Raw genomic sequence first — 17,448 nt, forward strand, 5'->3', positions numbered from 1 at the left:
TTGGTTGCGGGTTCAATCAAATAGCCTCCAACCCCCCATCGCTGGCAGGAATCCGACCCCGCGTTCTCGGCGGAGCCGACGGAGAGACGGAGAGCGGGGCGCTGCGCCGTTCGGGCTGTCGTTTGCGTGGCGCGCCGATGACTCCGGGGCGGCCCGGGAGTCTGCTCTTGCGTAGGAGCATCGAGCGAGGAGCGCAGGGACATGGCCGAGCTGACACTGACCACCTTCGTGACACTGGACGGCGTGATGCAGGCGCCCGGCGGGCCCGACGAGGACCGCAGCGACGGGTTCGACTATGGAGGGTGGGTCGCGCCGTACGTCGACGAGGGCATGGGGGAGTTCGTCACCGAGGTGTTCGGCCGGGCCGGGGCGTTCCTGCTCGGGCGGAAGACGTACGAGATCTTCGCCGGGTACTGGCCGCAGCACGACGACCCCGCGGACCCCGTGGCGGGCGGGCTGAACCGGCTGCCCAAGTACGTCGCCTCGACCACCCTCGACGAGCCGGCCTGGGGGCCGGCCACCGTGCTCGACGGGGAGCACCTGCAGAGCGAGATCGTCCGCGCCAAGGACGCGCTGGACGGGGAGCTCCAGGTGCACGGCAGCGGGCAGCTGGCGCAGTGGCTGCTCGCCCGGGACCTGGTCGACGAGATCAATCTGCTGGTGTTCCCCGTGGTCCTGGGCGCGGGGCGCCGGCTGTTCCCCGTCGGCGGGCTGCCGACCGCCTATGCGCTGACGGCCTCCCGTACGACGCGCCTCGGGACGGCCATCCACACCTACCGGCCGACCGGGCGGGCCGCCTTCGGGACCGTCGGCGGGTAGCGGCAGCGCCGGAGCGGGGTCGGGCCGCCGGTGGTGTGGTGGGCGGTGGGTGCTACCGCCGGTCCAGGGACAGCTGGAGCACCCGGCCCTCGCGCAGGACCAGGAGGTCCGGGGATTCGTGTGCCTGGTGGCGGATGCGGCCGACCGGGCCCGGCGGGCGGATGTGCGGGGTGAGGAGCAGGAGGAGGTCCTCCAGGTCCGGGAGCCGGTCCTGGTGGATCTCCTGGCGGGCCGTCAGGGCCCAGCCGCCGTGTTCCGCCGGGCCGAACGCGCCCACGAGCATCCCGCCGACGCGCCATGCCGGGCCCCGCGGAGCGAGCAGGCCGTCCCCCGCCAGGTGGCGGCGCACCTGCGCGAGTACGGTCTCGGGCGTGCTGTCGAGCAGGTCGAACGCCAGGTCCACGGCGTAGAGATCAGCCATGCGCCCGATGCTACGGGCGGAGGACCCGAGGCCCGGAAACGGGTCGCCGCCCATGATCGGCTCCGGTACGGTGTGCCCCGCAACCGTGCGAGCCGCCGATGTCTCCACCTCCCGAGTGACGTTGGAGACCTTCCGTGGCCGTCGCCCCGCCCGTCCCGTACACCGCACCCGGCCGGGCCCGGCTCGCCGATCTGCCGGTGCTGGCCGTCGCCGTCGTGTGGGGCGGGAGCTATCTCGCCGCCAAGGGGATCACCACCGCGCACACCGTGATCGCCGTGCTCGTGCTGCGGTTCGCGCTCGTACTGCCCGTGCTGGTCGTCGCCGGATGGGCGCGGCTGCGCGCGCTCACCCCGGCCCAGCTGCGCGGCGCCGGGCTGCTGGGGCTCGTGCTCGGCGGCATCTTCCTGCTGGAGACCTACGGGGTCGTCCACACCTCCGCCACCAATGCCGGGCTGATCATCAGCCTGACCATGATCTTCACCCCGCTCGCCGAGGCCGCCGTGCGCGGGAGGGCGCCCTCCGCCTCCTTCCTCGGGGCCGCCGCGGCCTCGGTCCTCGGCGTCGTGCTCCTCACGCAAGGTGCCGGGTTCAGCGCGCCCGGCCTCGGTGACCTGCTGATCCTCGGGGCGGCGCTCGCCCGGACCCTGCACGTCCTGCTGATGGCCCGGGTCGAGGCGCTCCAGGGCGCCGACCCGCTCTCCCTGACCACCGTGCAGCTCGGCGGCGCCGTCCTCGTCTTCGCCCTGCTGGCAGCCCTGCCCGGCACCGGTGCGACCCCCTGGGCCGCCGCCGCGGACTTCGGGCCCGCCGAGTGGGCCGGACTGGCCTTCCTCTCCGTCTTCTGCACGCTCTTCGCCTTCTTCGTGCAGATGTGGGCGGTGCGCCGCACCTCGCCCTCCCGGGTCGGTCTGTTGCTCGGCACCGAGCCGCTGTGGGCGGCCGTCGCGGGCATCGCCGTCGGCGGGGAGCACCCGGGGCCCCTCGGCTACGCGGGTGCCGCCTTGGTGCTGGCCGGCACCGCCTGGGGGCGGCGGGCGGTCACGCAGGCCCCCTGAGCGTCCCCGAGCGTGACCGAGCCTTCCCGGGCGTGACCGAGCCTTCCCGAGCGTGACCGAGCGTTCCCGGGCGTCCCCGAGCGTGTCCGGAAAGCGCCGCAGTCAGCCGAGGATCACCGCCGTAGGGTGGCCGGATGCCCTGCTCACCGACCTGGTCACCGATCCGGCAGGCCCGGCAGCTCCTCCAGCCGGACCCGGCGCCGCTCCCGCCGCGACAGCTCGCAGGCCTCCGCGACCCGCAGCGCGGCCAGGGCCTCCCAGCCATCGCAGGGGTTCTCGCCCTGGCCGCGCACCAGGTGCACGAAGGCGTTCAGCTCCGCCTCGTACGCCGGGCCGAAGCGTTCCAGGAAGCCGGTCCACGGCTTGCTCGCGGGCGGCGGGCCGTTCGGCTCGGTCGAGGCGATCGGGGTCCGGTCGTCCAGCCCGGCGGAGACCTGGTCCCGCTCCCCGGCGAGTTCCATCCGCACGTCGTAGCCGGCGCCGTTGCACCGGGTGCCGGTCGCCGTGACCAGGGTCCCGTCGTCCAGTGTGAGGAGGGCCGCGGCCGTGTCGACGTCGCCCGTCTGCCGGAACTGCGGCGGCCCGGCGTCCGATCCGGCCGCGTACACCTCCACCACCTCGTGCCCGGTCACCCACCGCACCATGTCGAAGTCGTGCACCATGCAGTCCCGGTACAGGCCGCCCGAGGCCGCCAGGTAGTCGGCGGCGGGCGGTGCCGGGTCGGCCGTCGTCGTCCGTACGGTGTGCAGCCGTCCCAGAGCTCCGGAGCGGACCAGCTCCCGGGCGGTGAGGTAGCCCGCGTCGAAGCGGCGCATGAAGCCCACCTGGAGCAGTCCTCCGAGGGCGGACACCTCGCGCAGTACGGACAGGGTGCGGGCGAGGTCGGGGGCGACCGGCTTCTCGCAGAACACCGGCAGGCCGCCGCGGATCGCCCGTACGACCAGCTCCGCGTGACCGTCGGTGGAGGAGGCCACGACCACCGCGTCCACGCCCCAGGTGAAGACCTGTTCCACGGAGGGCGCGGCCGTGGCCCCGAGCCGGTCGGCCAGGCGTGCCGCCCGCGCGGGATCGGAGTCGGCGAGCAGGAGCGAGCCCGCCTCCGGGTGGCGGGCGAGCGCCGCCGCGTGGAACGAGCCGATCCGGCCAGTTCCGATAAGCCCGATGCGCATGGATTCAAATTGGCCCGGTCGGCGGAGCCTGTCAATCCGCTCGCATCGATCTTGGGGATTTCGCGCGCTGAGCAGCGATCCCGCCGTGTCGGTCTGCGGGGGCATGCCCCGATGGCCCTTCATGGTCCACTGTGGCGGATACTGGGCGGCTGAAACCGGAATGACCGAATCATGACGGACGGCGCAGCGCGCGGGACGGACGCGGCGGCGGACAAGAGGGACGAGACGGACGAGATGCACGAGGGAAGGGCGCGGCGACGTGGCTAGGGTTCGGACAGGGGTACGCGTCGTGGGCGCCGTGCTCGCGGCGGCGCTGGGGGCCTCGCTCGCGGGTTGCAGCAGTACGGGCGGCAAGCGCGCCGAGGAGCGGGCGAAGGCCGCAGAGGCGGGCCGGCCGGCCGTCTCCACCCCGCGCTGGACCTTCGCGATGGTGACCCATGCGGGCGACGGCGACACCTTCTGGGACATCGTCCAGAAGGGGGCCAAGGAGGCCGCCGCCAAGGACAACATCAACTTCGTCTACTCCCACGACGACCAGGCCCAGCAGCAGGCGCAGTTCGTGCAGAACGCCATCGACCAGAAGGTCGACGGGATCGTCGTCAGCCTGGCCAAGCCCGAGGCCCTCAAGGACGTCGTCCAGAAGGCCGTCAAGGCCGGCATCCCGGTGATCACGGTCAACTCCGGTTCCGCCCAGTCCGCCGCGTACGGCGCCCTCACGCACATCGGCCAGGACGAGACGGTCGCGGGCGAGGCCGTCGGCACCGAGCTGGGCCGGCGCGGCCGCAAGAAGGCCGTCTGCGTCCTGCACGAGCAGGGCAACGTCGGTCACGAGCAGCGCTGCGCCGGCGCGAAGAAGACCTTCCCGGGAGAGATGGAGAACCTGTACGTCGAGGGCACGAACATGCCCTCCGTGCAGGCCGCCGTCCAGGCCAAGCTCCAGGCCGACCCGTCCATCGACGCGATCCTCACCCTCGGTGCGCCCTTCGCCCCCACCGCGGTCAAGGCCAAGGACGCCGCCGGGAGCAAGGCCGAGGTCGACACCTTCGACCTCAACGAGTCGGTGGCCCGCGACCTGAAGTCCGGCGCCCTCGGCTTCGCCGTGGACCAGCAGCCCTTCCTGCAGGGATACGAGGCCATCGACCTGCTGTGGCTCTACCGCTACAACGCCGACGTGCTCGGCGGCGGACGTCCCGTGCTCACCGGACCGCAGATCGTCACCGCAGCCCAGGCAGCCGAGCTGGAGGAGTACATCGAGCGGGGCAGCCGATGACCGCCGCCACCGCCGTCGACGAACGGCTCGCCCCGGCCTCGCTCCTGCGCCGGCTGCTCGCGCGCCCCGAGCTGGGCGCGGTGGTCGGCGCCGTGGCCGTCTTCGTGTTCTTCTCCATCGTCGCCCCCACCTTCCTGCAGGCCTCCAGTCTCAGCACGATCCTGTACTCGGCCTCCACCATCGGGATCATGGCGGTCCCCGTGGCGCTGCTGATGATCGGCGGCGAGTTCGACCTCTCGGCGGGTGTCATGGTCACGACCTCCGCCCTGGTGAGCTCGATGTTCAGCTACCAGATGACCGCCAACGTCTGGGTCGGCGTCAGCGTGTCCCTGCTGGTCACCCTCGCCATCGGCTTCTTCAACGGCTTCATGCTGACGCGCACGAAGCTGCCCAGCTTCATCATCACCCTCGGCACCTTCCTGATGCTGACCGGTCTGAACCTCGGATTCACCAAGCTGATCAGCGGCACGGTCTCCACCAAGTCCATCGCCGACATGGAGGGCTTCCCCTCCGCCCGCGCCCTCTTCGCCTCGAAGTGGGAGATCGGCTCGGTCACCCTCCAGATCACCGTCCTGTGGTGGCTGGCCCTGGTCGCCGTCGCGACGTGGATCCTGCTGCGCACCCGTGCCGGCAACTGGATCTTCGCCGTGGGTGGCGGGGCCGACGCGGCCCGCGCGGTCGGCGTGCCCGTCGTGAAGACCCGCATCGGCCTCTACATGGGTGTCGCCCTGTGCGCCTGGATCTCCGGCCAGCACATCCTCTTCTCCTTCGACGTGGTCCAGTCCGGCGAGGGCGTGGGCAACGAGTTCCTCTACATCATCGCGGCGGTCATCGGCGGCTGCCTCATGACCGGCGGCTACGGCTCCGCCATCGGCTCGGCGGTCGGTGCCTTCATCTTCGGCATGACCAGCAACGGCATCGTGTACGCGCAGTGGAACCCGGACTGGTTCAAGTTCTTCCTCGGCGCGATGCTCCTGCTGGCCACGCTGCTCAACGCATGGGTCCGCAAGCGGGCGGAGGCGAGCAAGTGACCACCATCGGAGCCACCACCGCCGGCGGCGGGACGACCGCCCTGGTGAAGCTGACCGGAGTCAGCAAGTTCTACGGCAACATCCGAGCCCTCCAGGACGTCTCCCTGGAGGTCTCCGCGGGCGAGATCACCTGCGTCCTGGGCGACAACGGCGCCGGCAAGTCCACCCTCATCAAGATCATCGCGGGGCTGCACCGGCACGACGCCGGCACCTTCGAGATCGAGGGCGAGGAGACGGTCCTCGCCAACCCGCGCGCGGCCCTCGACCGCGGCATCGCGACGGTCTACCAGGACCTCGCCGTGGTCCCGCTCATGCCCGTCTGGCGCAACTTCTTCCTCGGCTCCGAGCCGACGAAGGGCCGCGGCCCGCTGCGCCGCCTCGACGTGCAGGCCATGCGCCACACCACCCGCGACGAGCTGCTGCGCATGGGCATCGACCTGCGCGACGTGGACCAGCCCATCGGCACCCTGTCCGGCGGCGAGCGCCAGTGCGTGGCCATCGCCCGCGCCGTGTACTTCGGGGCGAAGGTCCTCGTACTCGACGAGCCGACCGCGGCCCTCGGGGTCAAGCAGTCCGGCGTGGTCCTCAAGTACGTCGCAGCGGCCCGCGACGCCGGTCTCGGTGTGGTCCTGATCACCCACAACCCGCACCACGCGCACCTGGTCGGGGACCGCTTCGTGCTGCTCAAGCGCGGCACCATGGCGGGCAGTCACACCCGCGACTCGATCACCCTGGACGAGCTCACCCGCCAGATGGCGGGCGGCTCCGAGCTCGACGAGCTGAGCCACGAACTGGAGCGGGTGGCAGAATCGGGACCGGGCGTCACGGACGCCGCGGCCCGCGGAGCCGGCCGCACCGGACCGGCGGGCCCGACCGACCAGGCCACCCGCACCACCGCACCCACGAGGGACGACACGACTCGATGAGCACGTACCGGGACTTCACGCTCACCCACCGCGGGTCGGCGCGAGGCACCGTCCTGCGCACCATCGGCACCCGCGAGCGGCGGTCGCACCTGACCGCCCCGCGCGTCCCGACCGTCGGCATCGACATCGGCGGCACCAAGGTGATGGCCGGGGTCGTCGACGCCGACGGCGTCATCCTGGAGAAGATCCGCACCGAGACCCCGGACAAGTCCAAGAGCCCCAAGGTCGTCGAGGACACCATCGTCGAGCTCGTGCTGGACCTCTCCGACCGGCACGACGTGCACGCCGTCGGCATCGGCGCGGCCGGCTGGGTCGACGCCGACCGCTCCAGGGTCCTCTTCGCACCCCACCTGGCCTGGCGCGACGAGCCCCTGCGCGACGCCCTCCAGGCCCGGCTCGCGGTCCCCGTCATGGTCGACAACGACGCCAACACCGCCGCCTGGGCCGAATGGCGCTTCGGCGCCGGACGCGGCGAGGACCACCTCGTCATGATCACGCTCGGCACCGGCATCGGCGGCGCCATCCTCGAAGGCGGCCAGGTCAAGCGCGGCCGGTACGGGGTCGCCGGCGAGTTCGGCCACATGCAGGTCGTCCCCGGCGGTCACCGCTGCCCCTGCGGCAACCGCGGCTGCTGGGAGCAGTACAGCTCCGGCAACGCCCTGGTGCGCGAGGCCCGCGAGCTGGCCGCCGCGGACTCCCCGGTCGCGTACAACATCATCGCCAGGGTCGGCGGGAACGTCTCGGAGATCACCGGGCCGCTGATCACCGAGCTGGCCCGCGAGGGCGACGCCATGTGCGTCGAGCTGCTCCAGGACATCGGCCAGTGGCTCGGGGTCGGCATCGCCAACCTCGCCGCCGCCCTCGACCCGTCCTGCTTCGTCATCGGCGGCGGCGTCAGCGCCGCCGACGACCTGCTGATCGGCCCCGCCCGGGATGCCTTCCGACGCCACCTCACCGGCCGCGGCTACCGCCCCGAGGCCCGTATCACCAAGGCCCAGCTCGGTCCCGAGGCGGGTATGGTCGGCGCCGCCGACCTCGCCCGGCTCGTCGCCCGGCGTTTCCGCCGCGCCACCCGCCGACGGGTCGAACGCCACGAGCGCTACGCCCAACTGGGCCAGTTCGCCCGCAGACGCGAGACCGCCGCACCCGAGGACCAGGACCAGGACCAGCCGTGAACCCGCCCACCCTGCCCCACCAGGCCTCGGCACCCGACGAGGGCGGCACGCCCGCGCCCGCCGCCGAGAACCGCCGGCACGTCGTCAAGCGCCGCTGGATCACTGCGATCATCATCGTGCTGCTGATCGGCGTGCCCGCGGGCTACCTGGCGATCTCCACCCAGCAGAGCCGCGAGAGCGGCCGGGACAAGGCCGCCAAGGTCGGTGCGTCCAAGGTGCGCCCCGGCTGGCCCTCCCGGGTGCAGCGCAGCATCTACGAGGTGCCGATCCCGTCGAAGGCCTGGAAGGTCGGGTTCCTGGAGACCAACAACTGGCGCACGAGCCGGCTCTTCACCCAGTTCGCGGTGACCCCGGCCGACCTGGACGCCTTCCTCGCCTCCGTCGGCACCGGCCGCGGCGAGCTGGTCCGCGGCGAGGTCACCATCTCGCCCCACGACGCCGAGGTCGCGGGTTGGAGCTGGAGCCCCCGCGCCACCTGGTACGGGACCAGCCTGGAGCAGGCCGACCCGCGTCCCGACCGGGACATCACGGTGGACCTCACCGACCCCGAGCACCCGAAGGTCTACGTGGTCTCCACGGCCACCCCGTGAACGCCGGCTCGTGAAACGGGCCCGCCGCGGTACTAGCCTGGGATCATGAAGCTCACCAAGCGGCTGCACTCCTGCGTCCAGTTGGAGAAGGACGGGCGCACGCTCGTCATCGACCCGGGCGCCTTCAGCGAACCGGACGCCGGTCTCGGGGCGGACGCCCTGCTGGTCACCCACGAACACCCGGACCACTTCGACGAGGGCCGACTGCGGGCCGCCCTCGATGCGAATCCGGCGGCCGGGCTGTGGACCCTGCGCAGCGTCGCCGAGCGGTTGGCCTCCGCCTACCCGGGCCGGGTGCACACCGTCGGCCACGGCGACACCTTCACCGCGGCCGGGTTCGGGGTGCAGGTGCACGGCGAGCTGCACGCCGTGATCCACCCGGACATGCCGCGGGTCACGAACGTCGGCTACCTCGTGGAGGGGTCCCTCTTCCACCCGGGCGACGCGCTGACCGTGCCGGGGGTCCCGGTGGAGACCCTGATGGTGCCGGTGCACGCGCCCTGGAACAAGGTCTCCGAGGTGATCGACTACCTCCGCGAGGTCGCGCCGCGCCGGGCTCTGGACATCCACGACGCCTACCTCGCCGACATCGCCCGGCCGATCTACGACGTCGCCCTGGACACGCTGGGCGGCACCGACCACGGGCGGCTCGCCCCGGGGGACAGCACCGAGCTGTGACGGTCGCTGTCGGTGCCGGACGGTAGGTTGGCGGGTATGCGTATCGCCACCTACAACGTCAACTCCATCACCGCCCGGCTGCCGCGCCTGCTGGCCTGGCTGGAGAGCTCCGGCACCGACGTCCTGTGCATCCAGGAGACCAAGTGCTCGGCGGAGCAGTTCCCGCACGAGCAGCTGCGCGAGCTGGGCTACGAGGCGGCCGTCAACGCCACCGGCCGCTGGAACGGCGTGGCCCTGCTCTCCAAGGTCGGCCTGGACGACGTGGTCACCGGGCTGCCGGGCGGCCCCGACTACGAAGGCGTCCAGGAGCCCCGGGCGATCTCCGCCACCTGCGGCGGGGTGCGGGTCTGGTCGGTGTACGTGCCCAACGGCCGCGAGGTCGAGCACGACCACTACGGTTACAAGCTGGACTGGTTCCGCTCCCTGGCCGCGGCCGTCACCGAGGACGCGGCCGGCCCGCGCCCCTTCGCCGTGCTCGGCGACTTCAACGTGGCCCCGACCGACGAGGACGTGTACGACCCGGCCGTCTTCGAGGGCCTCACCCACGTCACCCCGGCCGAGCGGGCGGCCCTGGAGGCGCTGCGCGCCGTCGGCCTCTCGGACGTCTTCCCGCGCGCGCTGAAGTACGACCGGCCGTACACCTTCTGGGACTACCGGATGCTCGCCTTCCCCAAGAACAAGGGCATGCGCATCGACCTGGTCTACGGCAACGAGCCCTTCACCAAGGCCGTCACGGACGCCTATGTCGACCGCGAGGAGCGCAAGGGCAAGGGTGCCTCCGACCACGCACCGGTCGTCGTCGACCTCGATCTCGACCGGTAGGCCCGGAGCCCCGCCGGCGGCCGGTCCCGGGCGGCCGATCCGGGGCGGCGGATCCAGGCGCGCCCTGTGGCCAGCGGCGGATCCTGGTGCGACGCTGGGCGGTATGAACATCCCTTTCCTGGACAACTGGCTGAACCGGCGTGGAGCGGAACAGCGTGCGGGGCTCGCCGACGCCCTCGTGGACGACCCCGAGGGCGTCGCCGAGTTGTTCTCGGAGTGCGAGATGCTGCGGGTCCATGCACGGGCGGCCGGGCTCGAACTCGACGGGAGCCCGGCTTCGTTGGACTCCCTCGACCAGCTGATGCCGCGCTGGCGGCGGGACCCCGAGGTGGTGCCCTGGCTCGGCAACGACGCGGGTTTCTACCTCGGCACCGTGATCGTCCGGACCGTCCCGGGGGCGGCCTGGCAGGTGTGGCCCAACGGCCAGCCAGTGATCCGCCTGGCCTCCGGCCGGGAGCTGAACGTCATCGAGTCGGGGGTGTCCTGGGCGATGACCGGTTCCCCCGAGCTCAGCCAGGCGTACGCGGAGGCCTCCGAGGGCTGACCCGCCGCCCCGCGGCCCGCCGCGGCAGACGGCGGCGCACCGCGGCGCACCTCGGCTCGCGGCGGCGGACGGCGTGTCGCGGCGAAGTGGCTTCCACCGCTGGATAGTTTGCGCTCGCCGGCATCCGACACCGAGTGGGCAGGGCAGCGCATGGCCGTCGATCCTCTGATCGAGCTGCGGGACGTCAACAAGCACTTCGGACCGCTGCACGTGCTGCGGGACGTCAGCCTCACCGTCGGCCGCGGGGAGGTGGTGGTGGTCATCGGGCCCTCCGGCTCCGGGAAGTCCACCCTGTGCCGGGCGATCAACCGGCTGGAGACCGTCGAGTCGGGCACGATCCTCATCGACGGGGAGCCGCTGCCCGCCGAGGGCAGGGAGCTGGCCCGGCTGCGCGCCGAGGTGGGGATGGTCTTCCAGTCCTTCAACCTGTTCGCGCACAAGACGGTCCTGGCCAACGTCTCGCTCGCGCAGGTCAAGGTCCGCGGTCGGGCGAGGGGCGAGGCGGACCGGCGTTCCGGTGAGCTGCTGGAGCGCGTCGGCCTCGCCGACCAGGCGGACAAGTTCCCCGCCCAGCTCTCCGGCGGCCAGCAGCAGCGCGTGGCCATCGCCCGCGCCCTCGCCATGGACCCGAAGGCCCTGCTCTTCGACGAGCCCACCTCCGCACTGGACCCGGAGATGATCAACGAGGTGCTGGAGGTCATGCGGCAGCTCGCCCGGGAGGGCATGACCATGGTCGTGGTCACCCACGAGATGGGCTTCGCCCGCTCCGCCGCCCACCGCGTGCTGTTCATGGCCGACGGCCGGATCGTCGAGGACCGCACCCCGGAGGAGTTCTTCACCGCCCCCGCGAGCGACCGGGCCAAGGACTTCCTCTCCAAGATCCTCAAGCACTGAGGGCTTCTGGAGGGCGGGCCGTCCGGGCCCGGCCGCTGCCGGGGATCACCGCTCGCGCAGCGGTACCGAGACGTAGCTGGGGTCGCCCTGGGGCGAGGAGAAGGTCAGCTGCGCGCCGGCGGGGTTGTGCTCGATGTAGAGCGGGTCGACGGTGTCGATGACCAGCGCGAGCCGGTGGCCCGCGGGCACGTCGTAGGCGGTGGAGAAGAGTTCCAGGTCCACGCCGAAGGCCCGGCCCGGGGTCTTGCCGTGGAAGGTGTACGGGGCGTTGCTGACCAGCTTGCCGATGCCGAGCGGGCCGACGTCGTAGAGGTACGCGACGAAGGTGCCGTCGCCCTTGGTGGGCGTGACGGTGGTGTGCAGCCGGACCGTGCCGCGGATCCGGCGGGCCTCGTCGTAGCGCCCCGACCGCCAGACGGCGGCGAAGGAGCGGGGGAGGAGCGGGATCGAGGCGATCGGGGGCGCCTTGAAGAACTGGTCGAGGACGCTGGAGAGGAGTACGACGCCGCCGTTGGCCCCGGAGTCGATGTTCGCGAACAGGTGCTCGCTGTCGGAGAGCGCGATCCTCTCGGTGCCGCCGGAGCCGACCGAGGCCCAGTCGGCGTACCCCTCGTAGCCGTTGTCGCTACGGGACTTGATCTGCACCGGGGCCTCGGTGTCGACGCCGTTGCGCTCCCCCTTGAGGTAGCGGTCGAACCAGCGGTGGGCGTTGTTCCAGGTGTCGTTGGGCAGGCCGAGCAGGCCGGTGCCCTCGGCCGTGGCATGGTCTCCGGGGCGGAACTCCAGCCGCTTGGGGCCGGTCAGCCGCTCGTAGAACTGCGCGTACTGGTTGGGCGGGAAGACCGTGTCGCCCCAGGCGTTGCCGAGCATGATCGCGGCGCCGTTGGCGTTGATCCGGTCCACCTGCTCGGAGGCCGACCGCTTTCTGCCCCACTCGATCATCTGCTGCTCGCGGTCCAGCCGGGAGCCGAGGAAGTCACCCAGGATCGACTGGAGTTCGGGGCCGGGGCGGCCGGTGAGGTATCCGGCGGCCCCGAGCAGCCCGGCGGCCTGGAGGTGCTGGGTGCGGCCCGAGTAGATGGACTCGATGAGGTCGGCCCAGCCGCTCATGGCGACCACCGCCTTGACCCGCGGATCGTGTGCGGAGGCCAGCAGGGTGATGCCGGCGCCGTAGGAGACCCCGCCCAGGCCGATGCGGTCCGCGTCGGCGGGGGTGTGGGCGAGGGCCCAGTCGATGACGGCGGAGACGTCGGCGACGTCCGGCGGCCCGGCCACCTCGATGCGGCCGCCGGAGAGCCAGAAGCCGCGGGAGGTGTAGGAGACCACGACATAGCCGGAGTCGGCCAGCCTCTTGGCCTGGGCGATGTATTCGATCTGCGGCAGCCCCCAGCTGGTGGGCAGCACGATCAGCGGATACTTCCGGCCGCTCTGGGCTCCTGCCGGGGTGAAGACGTTGCCCTTGAGGGTGATGCCGTCGGAGCCGGGAATGTCGTGAAAGCGTAGGTCTGCGGCGGCGGTCCGCGCGGCGGCGGACACGGTGGCCGCGGCGGGTATGGGTGCCGCCTGGGCCTGGTGGGGGGCCAGGCCCAGGGCGGTCGCCGCCAGGAGTGCCGCCACGGCCGCGGCGGTGGTGGTGCGTTCCATCGGTCGCTCCTCGCGTGCACCGGAGTCCTAAAAGTGACCCGACGGTAACGGGAGCGTCTTACCGAAGGTAACCCGTCGGTAAGTTACGTGGTGGTAACAATTGAACGAAAGTCAGCAGTGTGGTCCGCGGGTCAGCCGTTCTGCGGGGCGGCGGACAGGGCGCTCTTGGCCTTCCACTGGTCCCAGGAGAGGTTCCACTCGCCGTAGCCGTTGCCGATGTCGGCGTTGCCCTTGGAGCCCGCGCCGACCACCTCGAAGGCGTCGCCGATCTGGGACTGGGCGAAGAACTCCGCGGCGTTGGCGTCGCTCATCCCCACGCAGCCGGAACTGCTGTTGGTCCGACCGAAGTTGGCCTCGTTCCACGGGGCGGCGTGCGCGTACATGCCGGACCAGGTGAGCCGCATCGAGTAATCGACCATCTTGTCGTAGGCGTTGTCCAGGCCCACCGTCTGGGAGTCCATCCGGATGGTGCCCTCCTTCGACATGATCACCATCTTCCCGGACCAGGACGCCTTCTTGCCGCCCGGAGTGCCGGCCGAGATCGGGATCGCCTTCTGCGCCTGGCCGTCCTCGGTCACCGTCAGCTTCTTGGTGTCGAGGCTGACCTGCACCCGGCGGTCCTTGCCGATCTTGAACTCGGTGTTGTAGTCCCGGGCGAACAACCCGCCGCCCTTGCCGGAGTCCACACCGTTCAGGTTCATCTCGACCTTCACCTCGGTGCCGGACTTCCAGTAGTCCTTGGGCCGCCAGTCGACACGGTCGTTGCCGGAGTGGTCCTTGATCCAACCCCAGGAGCCCTCGGTGTTGTCCGACGTGGTGACCTTGAGCTGCTTCTCCACCTCGGCCTTGTTCGTCACCGGGTTGTCGAAGACGATCGACACCGGCATCGCCACGCCCACCGTGCTGCCCTTGGGGACGTTGATCGAGACCTTGTTCACCCGGTCGGCGGCGCTGGTCGTGAACTGCGTGACGGCGCTCTGGCTCTCGGTGTTCTGTGCCTCCACCTTGTACTCCCCACCGGGCGGGGCGTTGCGCTCCGAGGTCCAGGTCCTGCCGTCGTCGGCTATCTTGCCGGGCAGCTCCGCGCCCTTGGCGTCGGTCACCTTCACCTGCGCCAGCTTGCCCTCGGCGACGGTCACGGTCACCGGCTGGCCCGCCTTGACCTGATCGCCCGTGAGGTTCACCGAGACCGCCATGGGCGCCTTCGACTTCGGTTCGTCCTTGCCCTTGCCGTCGCTTCCGCCGTCACTCCCGCCCGAGCAGGCGGTCAGCGCGGCGGCCAGGAGTGCGGTGCCCGCAATGGCGGTGCGGCGTGTGCGGCTCAACGAAGGGCCCCTTCGAGTCGTGGTGGTGATGGGCGTTCGCACATGAGGATGGGAACGGGACGACTCTAGGTTGCGCAAACAGCGGAAAAGCTCGGCCTCCGCGTTGTGACGTGGACCGCAGCGAAACGGTCATCGTCCGGTCACATGCGCCGCGCACTCCGGTCACGGGCGGCTGTGAGAGTCCTGTGAACGACCCCGCACGACGAACAGGAAGGCCGTCAGCCGTGTGCGCACTGCTCGTTACCCCCGCCCGGCAGGACCAGGACCAGGATCAGGAGCTCCGGGTGCGCACCCTGTCCCTCCCCGAATACCGGGCCTTCCTCTGCCGGACCCGGGCGGCGAGCTTTCTCCAGCACCCGTCCTGGGCCCGGGTGAAGGACCTCTGGCGCTCGGAAATGGTCGGATGGCACTCGCCCGGGGGCGAGATCGAAGGTGCCGGGCTCGTTCTCTATCGGCAATTTCCCGGCACCCGCAAATACTTCGCCTACCTCCCCGAAGGGCCCGTCGCCGACTGGGCCGACCCGCGCATCGACCGCTGGCTGGACCCGCTCAAGCGACACCTGCGCGCCGCCGGGGCCTTCGCCGTCCGCATGGGCCCCAGCCCCGCCTACCGCCGCTGGGACGCCGCCGCCGCCAAGGCCGGTACCGGAGCGGGCCGCCGGATATCCGACGTCCTCGCCACCGAGGTCGACCCGGTCGGCGCCGCCCTCGCCGACCGGCTGCGCTCCCGCGGCTGGAAGCGCTGCGGCGGCGAGGACGACGGCGACGCCCAGCCCCGCCACGTCTTCCGCGTCCCGCTCGCCGGGCGCTCCCTCGACGACCTGTGGTCAGGCCTCAACCAGGAGTGGCGGCGCAACGTGCGCAAGGCCGACAAGGCAGGAGTGGAGACCGTTCTCGGCACCCCCGCGGACCTGCCCGAGTTCTACCGGCTGCTGCGGATCACCGAGGAGCGCGACGGCTTCCGGCTCGGCCGCTCCCTCGCCTACTACGAGCAGCAGTACCGCGTCCTGAACGAGGAACAGCCCGGCCGGATGCGGCTCTACCTGGCCGTCCACCGCGGCGAGATCCTCGCCGCCCACACCATGATCAGCACCGGCGCCAGGGTCTGGTACCAGACCGGTGCCTCCGCCGACCACCGGCGCGAAGTGCGGCCCAGCAACGCCCTGCAGTGGCGCATGATGCGCGATGCGCACGCCCTCGGTGCCGACGAGTACGACATGCGCGGGGTACCCTCCACCCTCGACCCCGACGAACGTTCCTTCGGGCTGCTGCGCTGGAAGCTCGGCACCGGCGGGCAGGTCGTCGAAACGCTCGGTGAATGGGAGATCCCGATGGACGGAGTCGCCAACGCGACGCTCCACAAGGCGTTCCAGGCCTACCTGGCCCGCCGGTGACGGCCACCGACACCAGACCGGCCGGCCCCGCCGCCGCCGACGGCGCGGCACCGGCGCAGAGCTCGGTGCTGCGCAGCGGCGCGCTCATGGCGGCCGGCTCGATCGTCTCCCGCGCCACCGGCTTCATCCGCTCCGCCGTCGTCGTCGCCGCGCTGGGCACCGGACTCCTCGGCGACGGCTACGCCGTGGCCAACACCGTCCCGAACATCATCTACATCCTGCTCGTCGGCGGAGCGCTCAACGCCGTCTTCGTGCCCGAGCTGGTCCGGGCCGCCAAGGAACACGCCGACGGCGGAGCCGCCTACACCGACCGGCTGCTCACCGCCTGCACCGCGGCCCTCGTCGCCCTCACCGCCGCAGCGGTCCTCGCCGCCCCGCTCATCGTCTCGGCGTACACCGGCTACACCGGTGCCCAGGCGAGCACCACCGTGGCCCTGGCCCGCTACTGCCTGCCCCAGATCCTCTTCTACGGGCTCTTCACCCTCCTCGGCCAAGTGCTGAACTCCCGCGGTCGGTTCGGCGCCATGATGTGGACCCCGGTCCTCAACAACATCGTCATCATCGCCGTCTTCGGGCTGTTCCTGTACGTCTCCCACGACGCCGCCGGCGGCCTCACCGCCGCCGAGACCCGGCTCCTGGGCCTCGGCACCACCGCGGGCATCGTCGTCCAGGCCCTCGCCCTCGTCCCGTCGCTGCGCGCGGCCCGCTTCCGCTGGCGCCCCCGCTTCGACTGGCGCGGCAGCGGCCTCGGCCGCCCCCTGCGCAACGCGGGCTGGCTCGTCCTGCTCGTCTTCACCAACCAGATCGCCTACTGGGTCGTCACCCGGCTCTCCACCGCGACCGGACAGCGGGCGGTCGAGGCCGGCCTCGCGGGCGGCGCCGGCTACACCGCCTACAGCAACGCCTACCAGCTGTGGATCGTCCCGCAGGGCATCATCACCGTGTCCCTCGTCACCGCCCTGATGCCCCGGATGAGTTCCGCCGCCACCGACGGCGACCTCGGCGCCGTCCGCCGCGACGTCTCCTCCGCACTGCGCTCCAGCGCCGCCCTCGTCGTGCCCGCCGCCGCCCTCATGGCCGCCCTCGCCCCCTGGGTGATGGGCAGCGTCTTCGGGTACGGGCGCACCGGTGCCGCCGACATCGAGGTCATGGCCGGCATGCTCGCGGCCTTCGCCCCCGGCCTGGTCGCCTTCTCCGCGCAGTACGTGCTCTCCCGGGGCTTCTACGCCCTCTCCGACACCCGCACCCCCTTCTTCCTCAACCTCGTCATCGTCACCCTCAACGCCGGACTGTCGGCCGCCGCCTACCTCCTGCTCTCCCCGCGCTGGGCGGTCACCGGCATGGCCGCCGCCTCCTCCGCCGCCTTCCTCGCGGGCGCCGCCGTCACCGGATACGCCCTCGCGCGACGGCTCGGCCCGCGCTCCGGCAGCCGCACCGCACGCCGCGCCACGGCCGTACGCACCCACCTGCGGCTGCTCGCCGCCTGTGCGCCCGCCGCCGTCGCGGCCCACGCGACCGCCCGCGCCGCCGAGCGCTTCGGCGACTTCGCCGCCGTCGGCGCGGGAACCGCGGCCCTCGTCCTGCTCGTCGTCCTCCTTGCCCGGCCGCTGCGCCTGGCCGAGATCACCGACCTGCTGGACTCCCTGCGGCGCAAGACCGGCCGGTAGCGGGAGGAGAAGCCGAAGAACGCC

17 protein-coding genes are annotated in these 17,448 nt (G+C 71.8%); 13 read left to right on the forward strand and 4 right to left on the reverse strand.

The annotated features are described in order from the left end of the window. Window positions 1–201 precede the first annotated feature (201 nt). Window positions 202–819, forward strand: coding sequence for a dihydrofolate reductase family protein (locus R4Z63_RS26680; RefSeq protein WP_384446881.1), 618 nt, complete (start codon window positions 202–204; stop codon window positions 817–819). Window positions 820–871: 52 nt separating this feature from the next. On the opposite strand, the gene R4Z63_RS26685 is transcribed toward R4Z63_RS26680, so the two are convergent. Then, complete coding sequence (locus R4Z63_RS26685) at window positions 872–1,240, reverse strand: hypothetical protein (protein ID WP_384446879.1); 369 nt, start codon at window positions 1,238–1,240, stop codon at window positions 872–874. 134 nt (window positions 1,241–1,374) lie between these two features. Here R4Z63_RS26685 and R4Z63_RS26690 point away from each other — a divergent pair, with 134 nt between their 5' ends. Then, complete coding sequence (locus tag R4Z63_RS26690) at window positions 1,375–2,295, forward strand: DMT family transporter (RefSeq protein WP_384446877.1); 921 nt, start codon at window positions 1,375–1,377, stop codon at window positions 2,293–2,295. A gap of 155 nt (window positions 2,296–2,450) precedes the next feature. Here the strand turns inward: R4Z63_RS26690 and R4Z63_RS26695 are convergent, their stop codons facing one another. Beyond that, window positions 2,451–3,464 (reverse strand): Gfo/Idh/MocA family protein, encoded by a 1,014-nt coding sequence (locus R4Z63_RS26695; protein WP_384446875.1) that lies wholly within the window; start codon window positions 3,462–3,464, stop codon window positions 2,451–2,453. 259 nt (window positions 3,465–3,723) lie between these two features. Here R4Z63_RS26695 and R4Z63_RS26700 point away from each other — a divergent pair, with 259 nt between their 5' ends. The 9 genes from R4Z63_RS26700 (at window position 3,724) to R4Z63_RS26740 (ending at window position 11,394) form a co-directional block, all read left to right on the forward strand. Further along, the gene (locus R4Z63_RS26700; protein ID WP_078555779.1) at window positions 3,724–4,734 is read left to right on the forward strand and encodes a sugar ABC transporter substrate-binding protein; all 1,011 of its coding nucleotides are present in this window, start codon (window positions 3,724–3,726) and stop codon (window positions 4,732–4,734) included. After that, window positions 4,731–5,765, forward strand: a complete 1,035-nt coding sequence (locus R4Z63_RS26705) for an ABC transporter permease (protein WP_384446872.1) — start codon at window positions 4,731–4,733, stop codon at window positions 5,763–5,765. The genes R4Z63_RS26700 and R4Z63_RS26705 overlap by 4 nt, the downstream gene beginning before the upstream one ends. Continuing rightward, window positions 5,732–6,691, forward strand: coding sequence for an ATP-binding cassette domain-containing protein (locus R4Z63_RS26710; RefSeq protein ID WP_384446870.1), 960 nt, complete (start codon window positions 5,732–5,734; stop codon window positions 6,689–6,691). The genes R4Z63_RS26705 and R4Z63_RS26710 overlap by 34 nt, the downstream gene beginning before the upstream one ends. Further along, window positions 6,688–7,866: an ROK family glucokinase gene (locus tag R4Z63_RS26715; RefSeq protein WP_384446868.1), complete on the forward strand. Its 1,179-nt coding sequence runs from the start codon at window positions 6,688–6,690 to the stop codon at window positions 7,864–7,866. Before R4Z63_RS26710 ends, R4Z63_RS26715 begins: the two co-directional genes overlap by 4 nt. Next, window positions 7,863–8,456 (forward strand): hypothetical protein, encoded by a 594-nt coding sequence (locus R4Z63_RS26720; protein WP_384446866.1) that lies wholly within the window; start codon window positions 7,863–7,865, stop codon window positions 8,454–8,456. The genes R4Z63_RS26715 and R4Z63_RS26720 overlap by 4 nt, the downstream gene beginning before the upstream one ends. 45 nt (window positions 8,457–8,501) lie before the next feature. Then, the gene (locus tag R4Z63_RS26725) at window positions 8,502–9,134 is read left to right on the forward strand and encodes an MBL fold metallo-hydrolase (RefSeq protein ID WP_384446864.1); all 633 of its coding nucleotides are present in this window, start codon (window positions 8,502–8,504) and stop codon (window positions 9,132–9,134) included. 36 nt (window positions 9,135–9,170) lie between these two features. Continuing rightward, window positions 9,171–9,956 carry an exodeoxyribonuclease III gene (locus R4Z63_RS26730; RefSeq protein WP_384446862.1) on the forward strand — a complete coding sequence of 262 codons (786 nt, stop codon included), beginning with the start codon at window positions 9,171–9,173 and terminating at the stop codon, window positions 9,954–9,956. A gap of 103 nt (window positions 9,957–10,059) precedes the next feature. Beyond that, window positions 10,060–10,500, forward strand: coding sequence for a DUF6278 family protein (locus R4Z63_RS26735; RefSeq protein WP_037915730.1), 441 nt, complete (start codon window positions 10,060–10,062; stop codon window positions 10,498–10,500). A gap of 150 nt (window positions 10,501–10,650) precedes the next feature. Further along, on the forward strand, window positions 10,651–11,394 hold the full coding sequence (locus tag R4Z63_RS26740) for an amino acid ABC transporter ATP-binding protein (RefSeq protein ID WP_037915733.1): 744 nt from the start codon (window positions 10,651–10,653) through the stop codon (window positions 11,392–11,394). A gap of 45 nt (window positions 11,395–11,439) precedes the next feature. Here R4Z63_RS26740 and R4Z63_RS26745 read toward each other — a convergent pair whose 3' ends face one another. Then, entirely contained in the window at window positions 11,440–13,038 is a 1,599-nt protein-coding gene (locus R4Z63_RS26745; RefSeq protein ID WP_384446860.1) for a CocE/NonD family hydrolase, read from the reverse strand. 131 nt (window positions 13,039–13,169) lie between these two features. Further along, a complete protein-coding gene (locus R4Z63_RS26750) occupies window positions 13,170–14,363 on the reverse strand; it encodes a L,D-transpeptidase (protein WP_384446858.1) in 1,194 nt (397 codons plus the stop codon). A gap of 224 nt (window positions 14,364–14,587) precedes the next feature. Here R4Z63_RS26750 and R4Z63_RS26755 point away from each other — a divergent pair, with 224 nt between their 5' ends. Both R4Z63_RS26755 and murJ read left to right on the forward strand, forming a co-directional pair. Further along, window positions 14,588–15,757 carry a lipid II:glycine glycyltransferase FemX gene (locus R4Z63_RS26755; RefSeq protein ID WP_037915746.1) on the forward strand — a complete coding sequence of 390 codons (1,170 nt, stop codon included), beginning with the start codon at window positions 14,588–14,590 and terminating at the stop codon, window positions 15,755–15,757. Further along, on the forward strand, window positions 15,754–17,424 hold the full coding sequence (murJ, locus tag R4Z63_RS26760) for a murein biosynthesis integral membrane protein MurJ (RefSeq protein ID WP_384446856.1): 1,671 nt from the start codon (window positions 15,754–15,756) through the stop codon (window positions 17,422–17,424). Before R4Z63_RS26755 ends, murJ begins: the two co-directional genes overlap by 4 nt. Window positions 17,425–17,448 lie beyond the last annotated feature (24 nt).

The organism is Streptomyces sp. PL-29, from assembly GCF_058344425.1.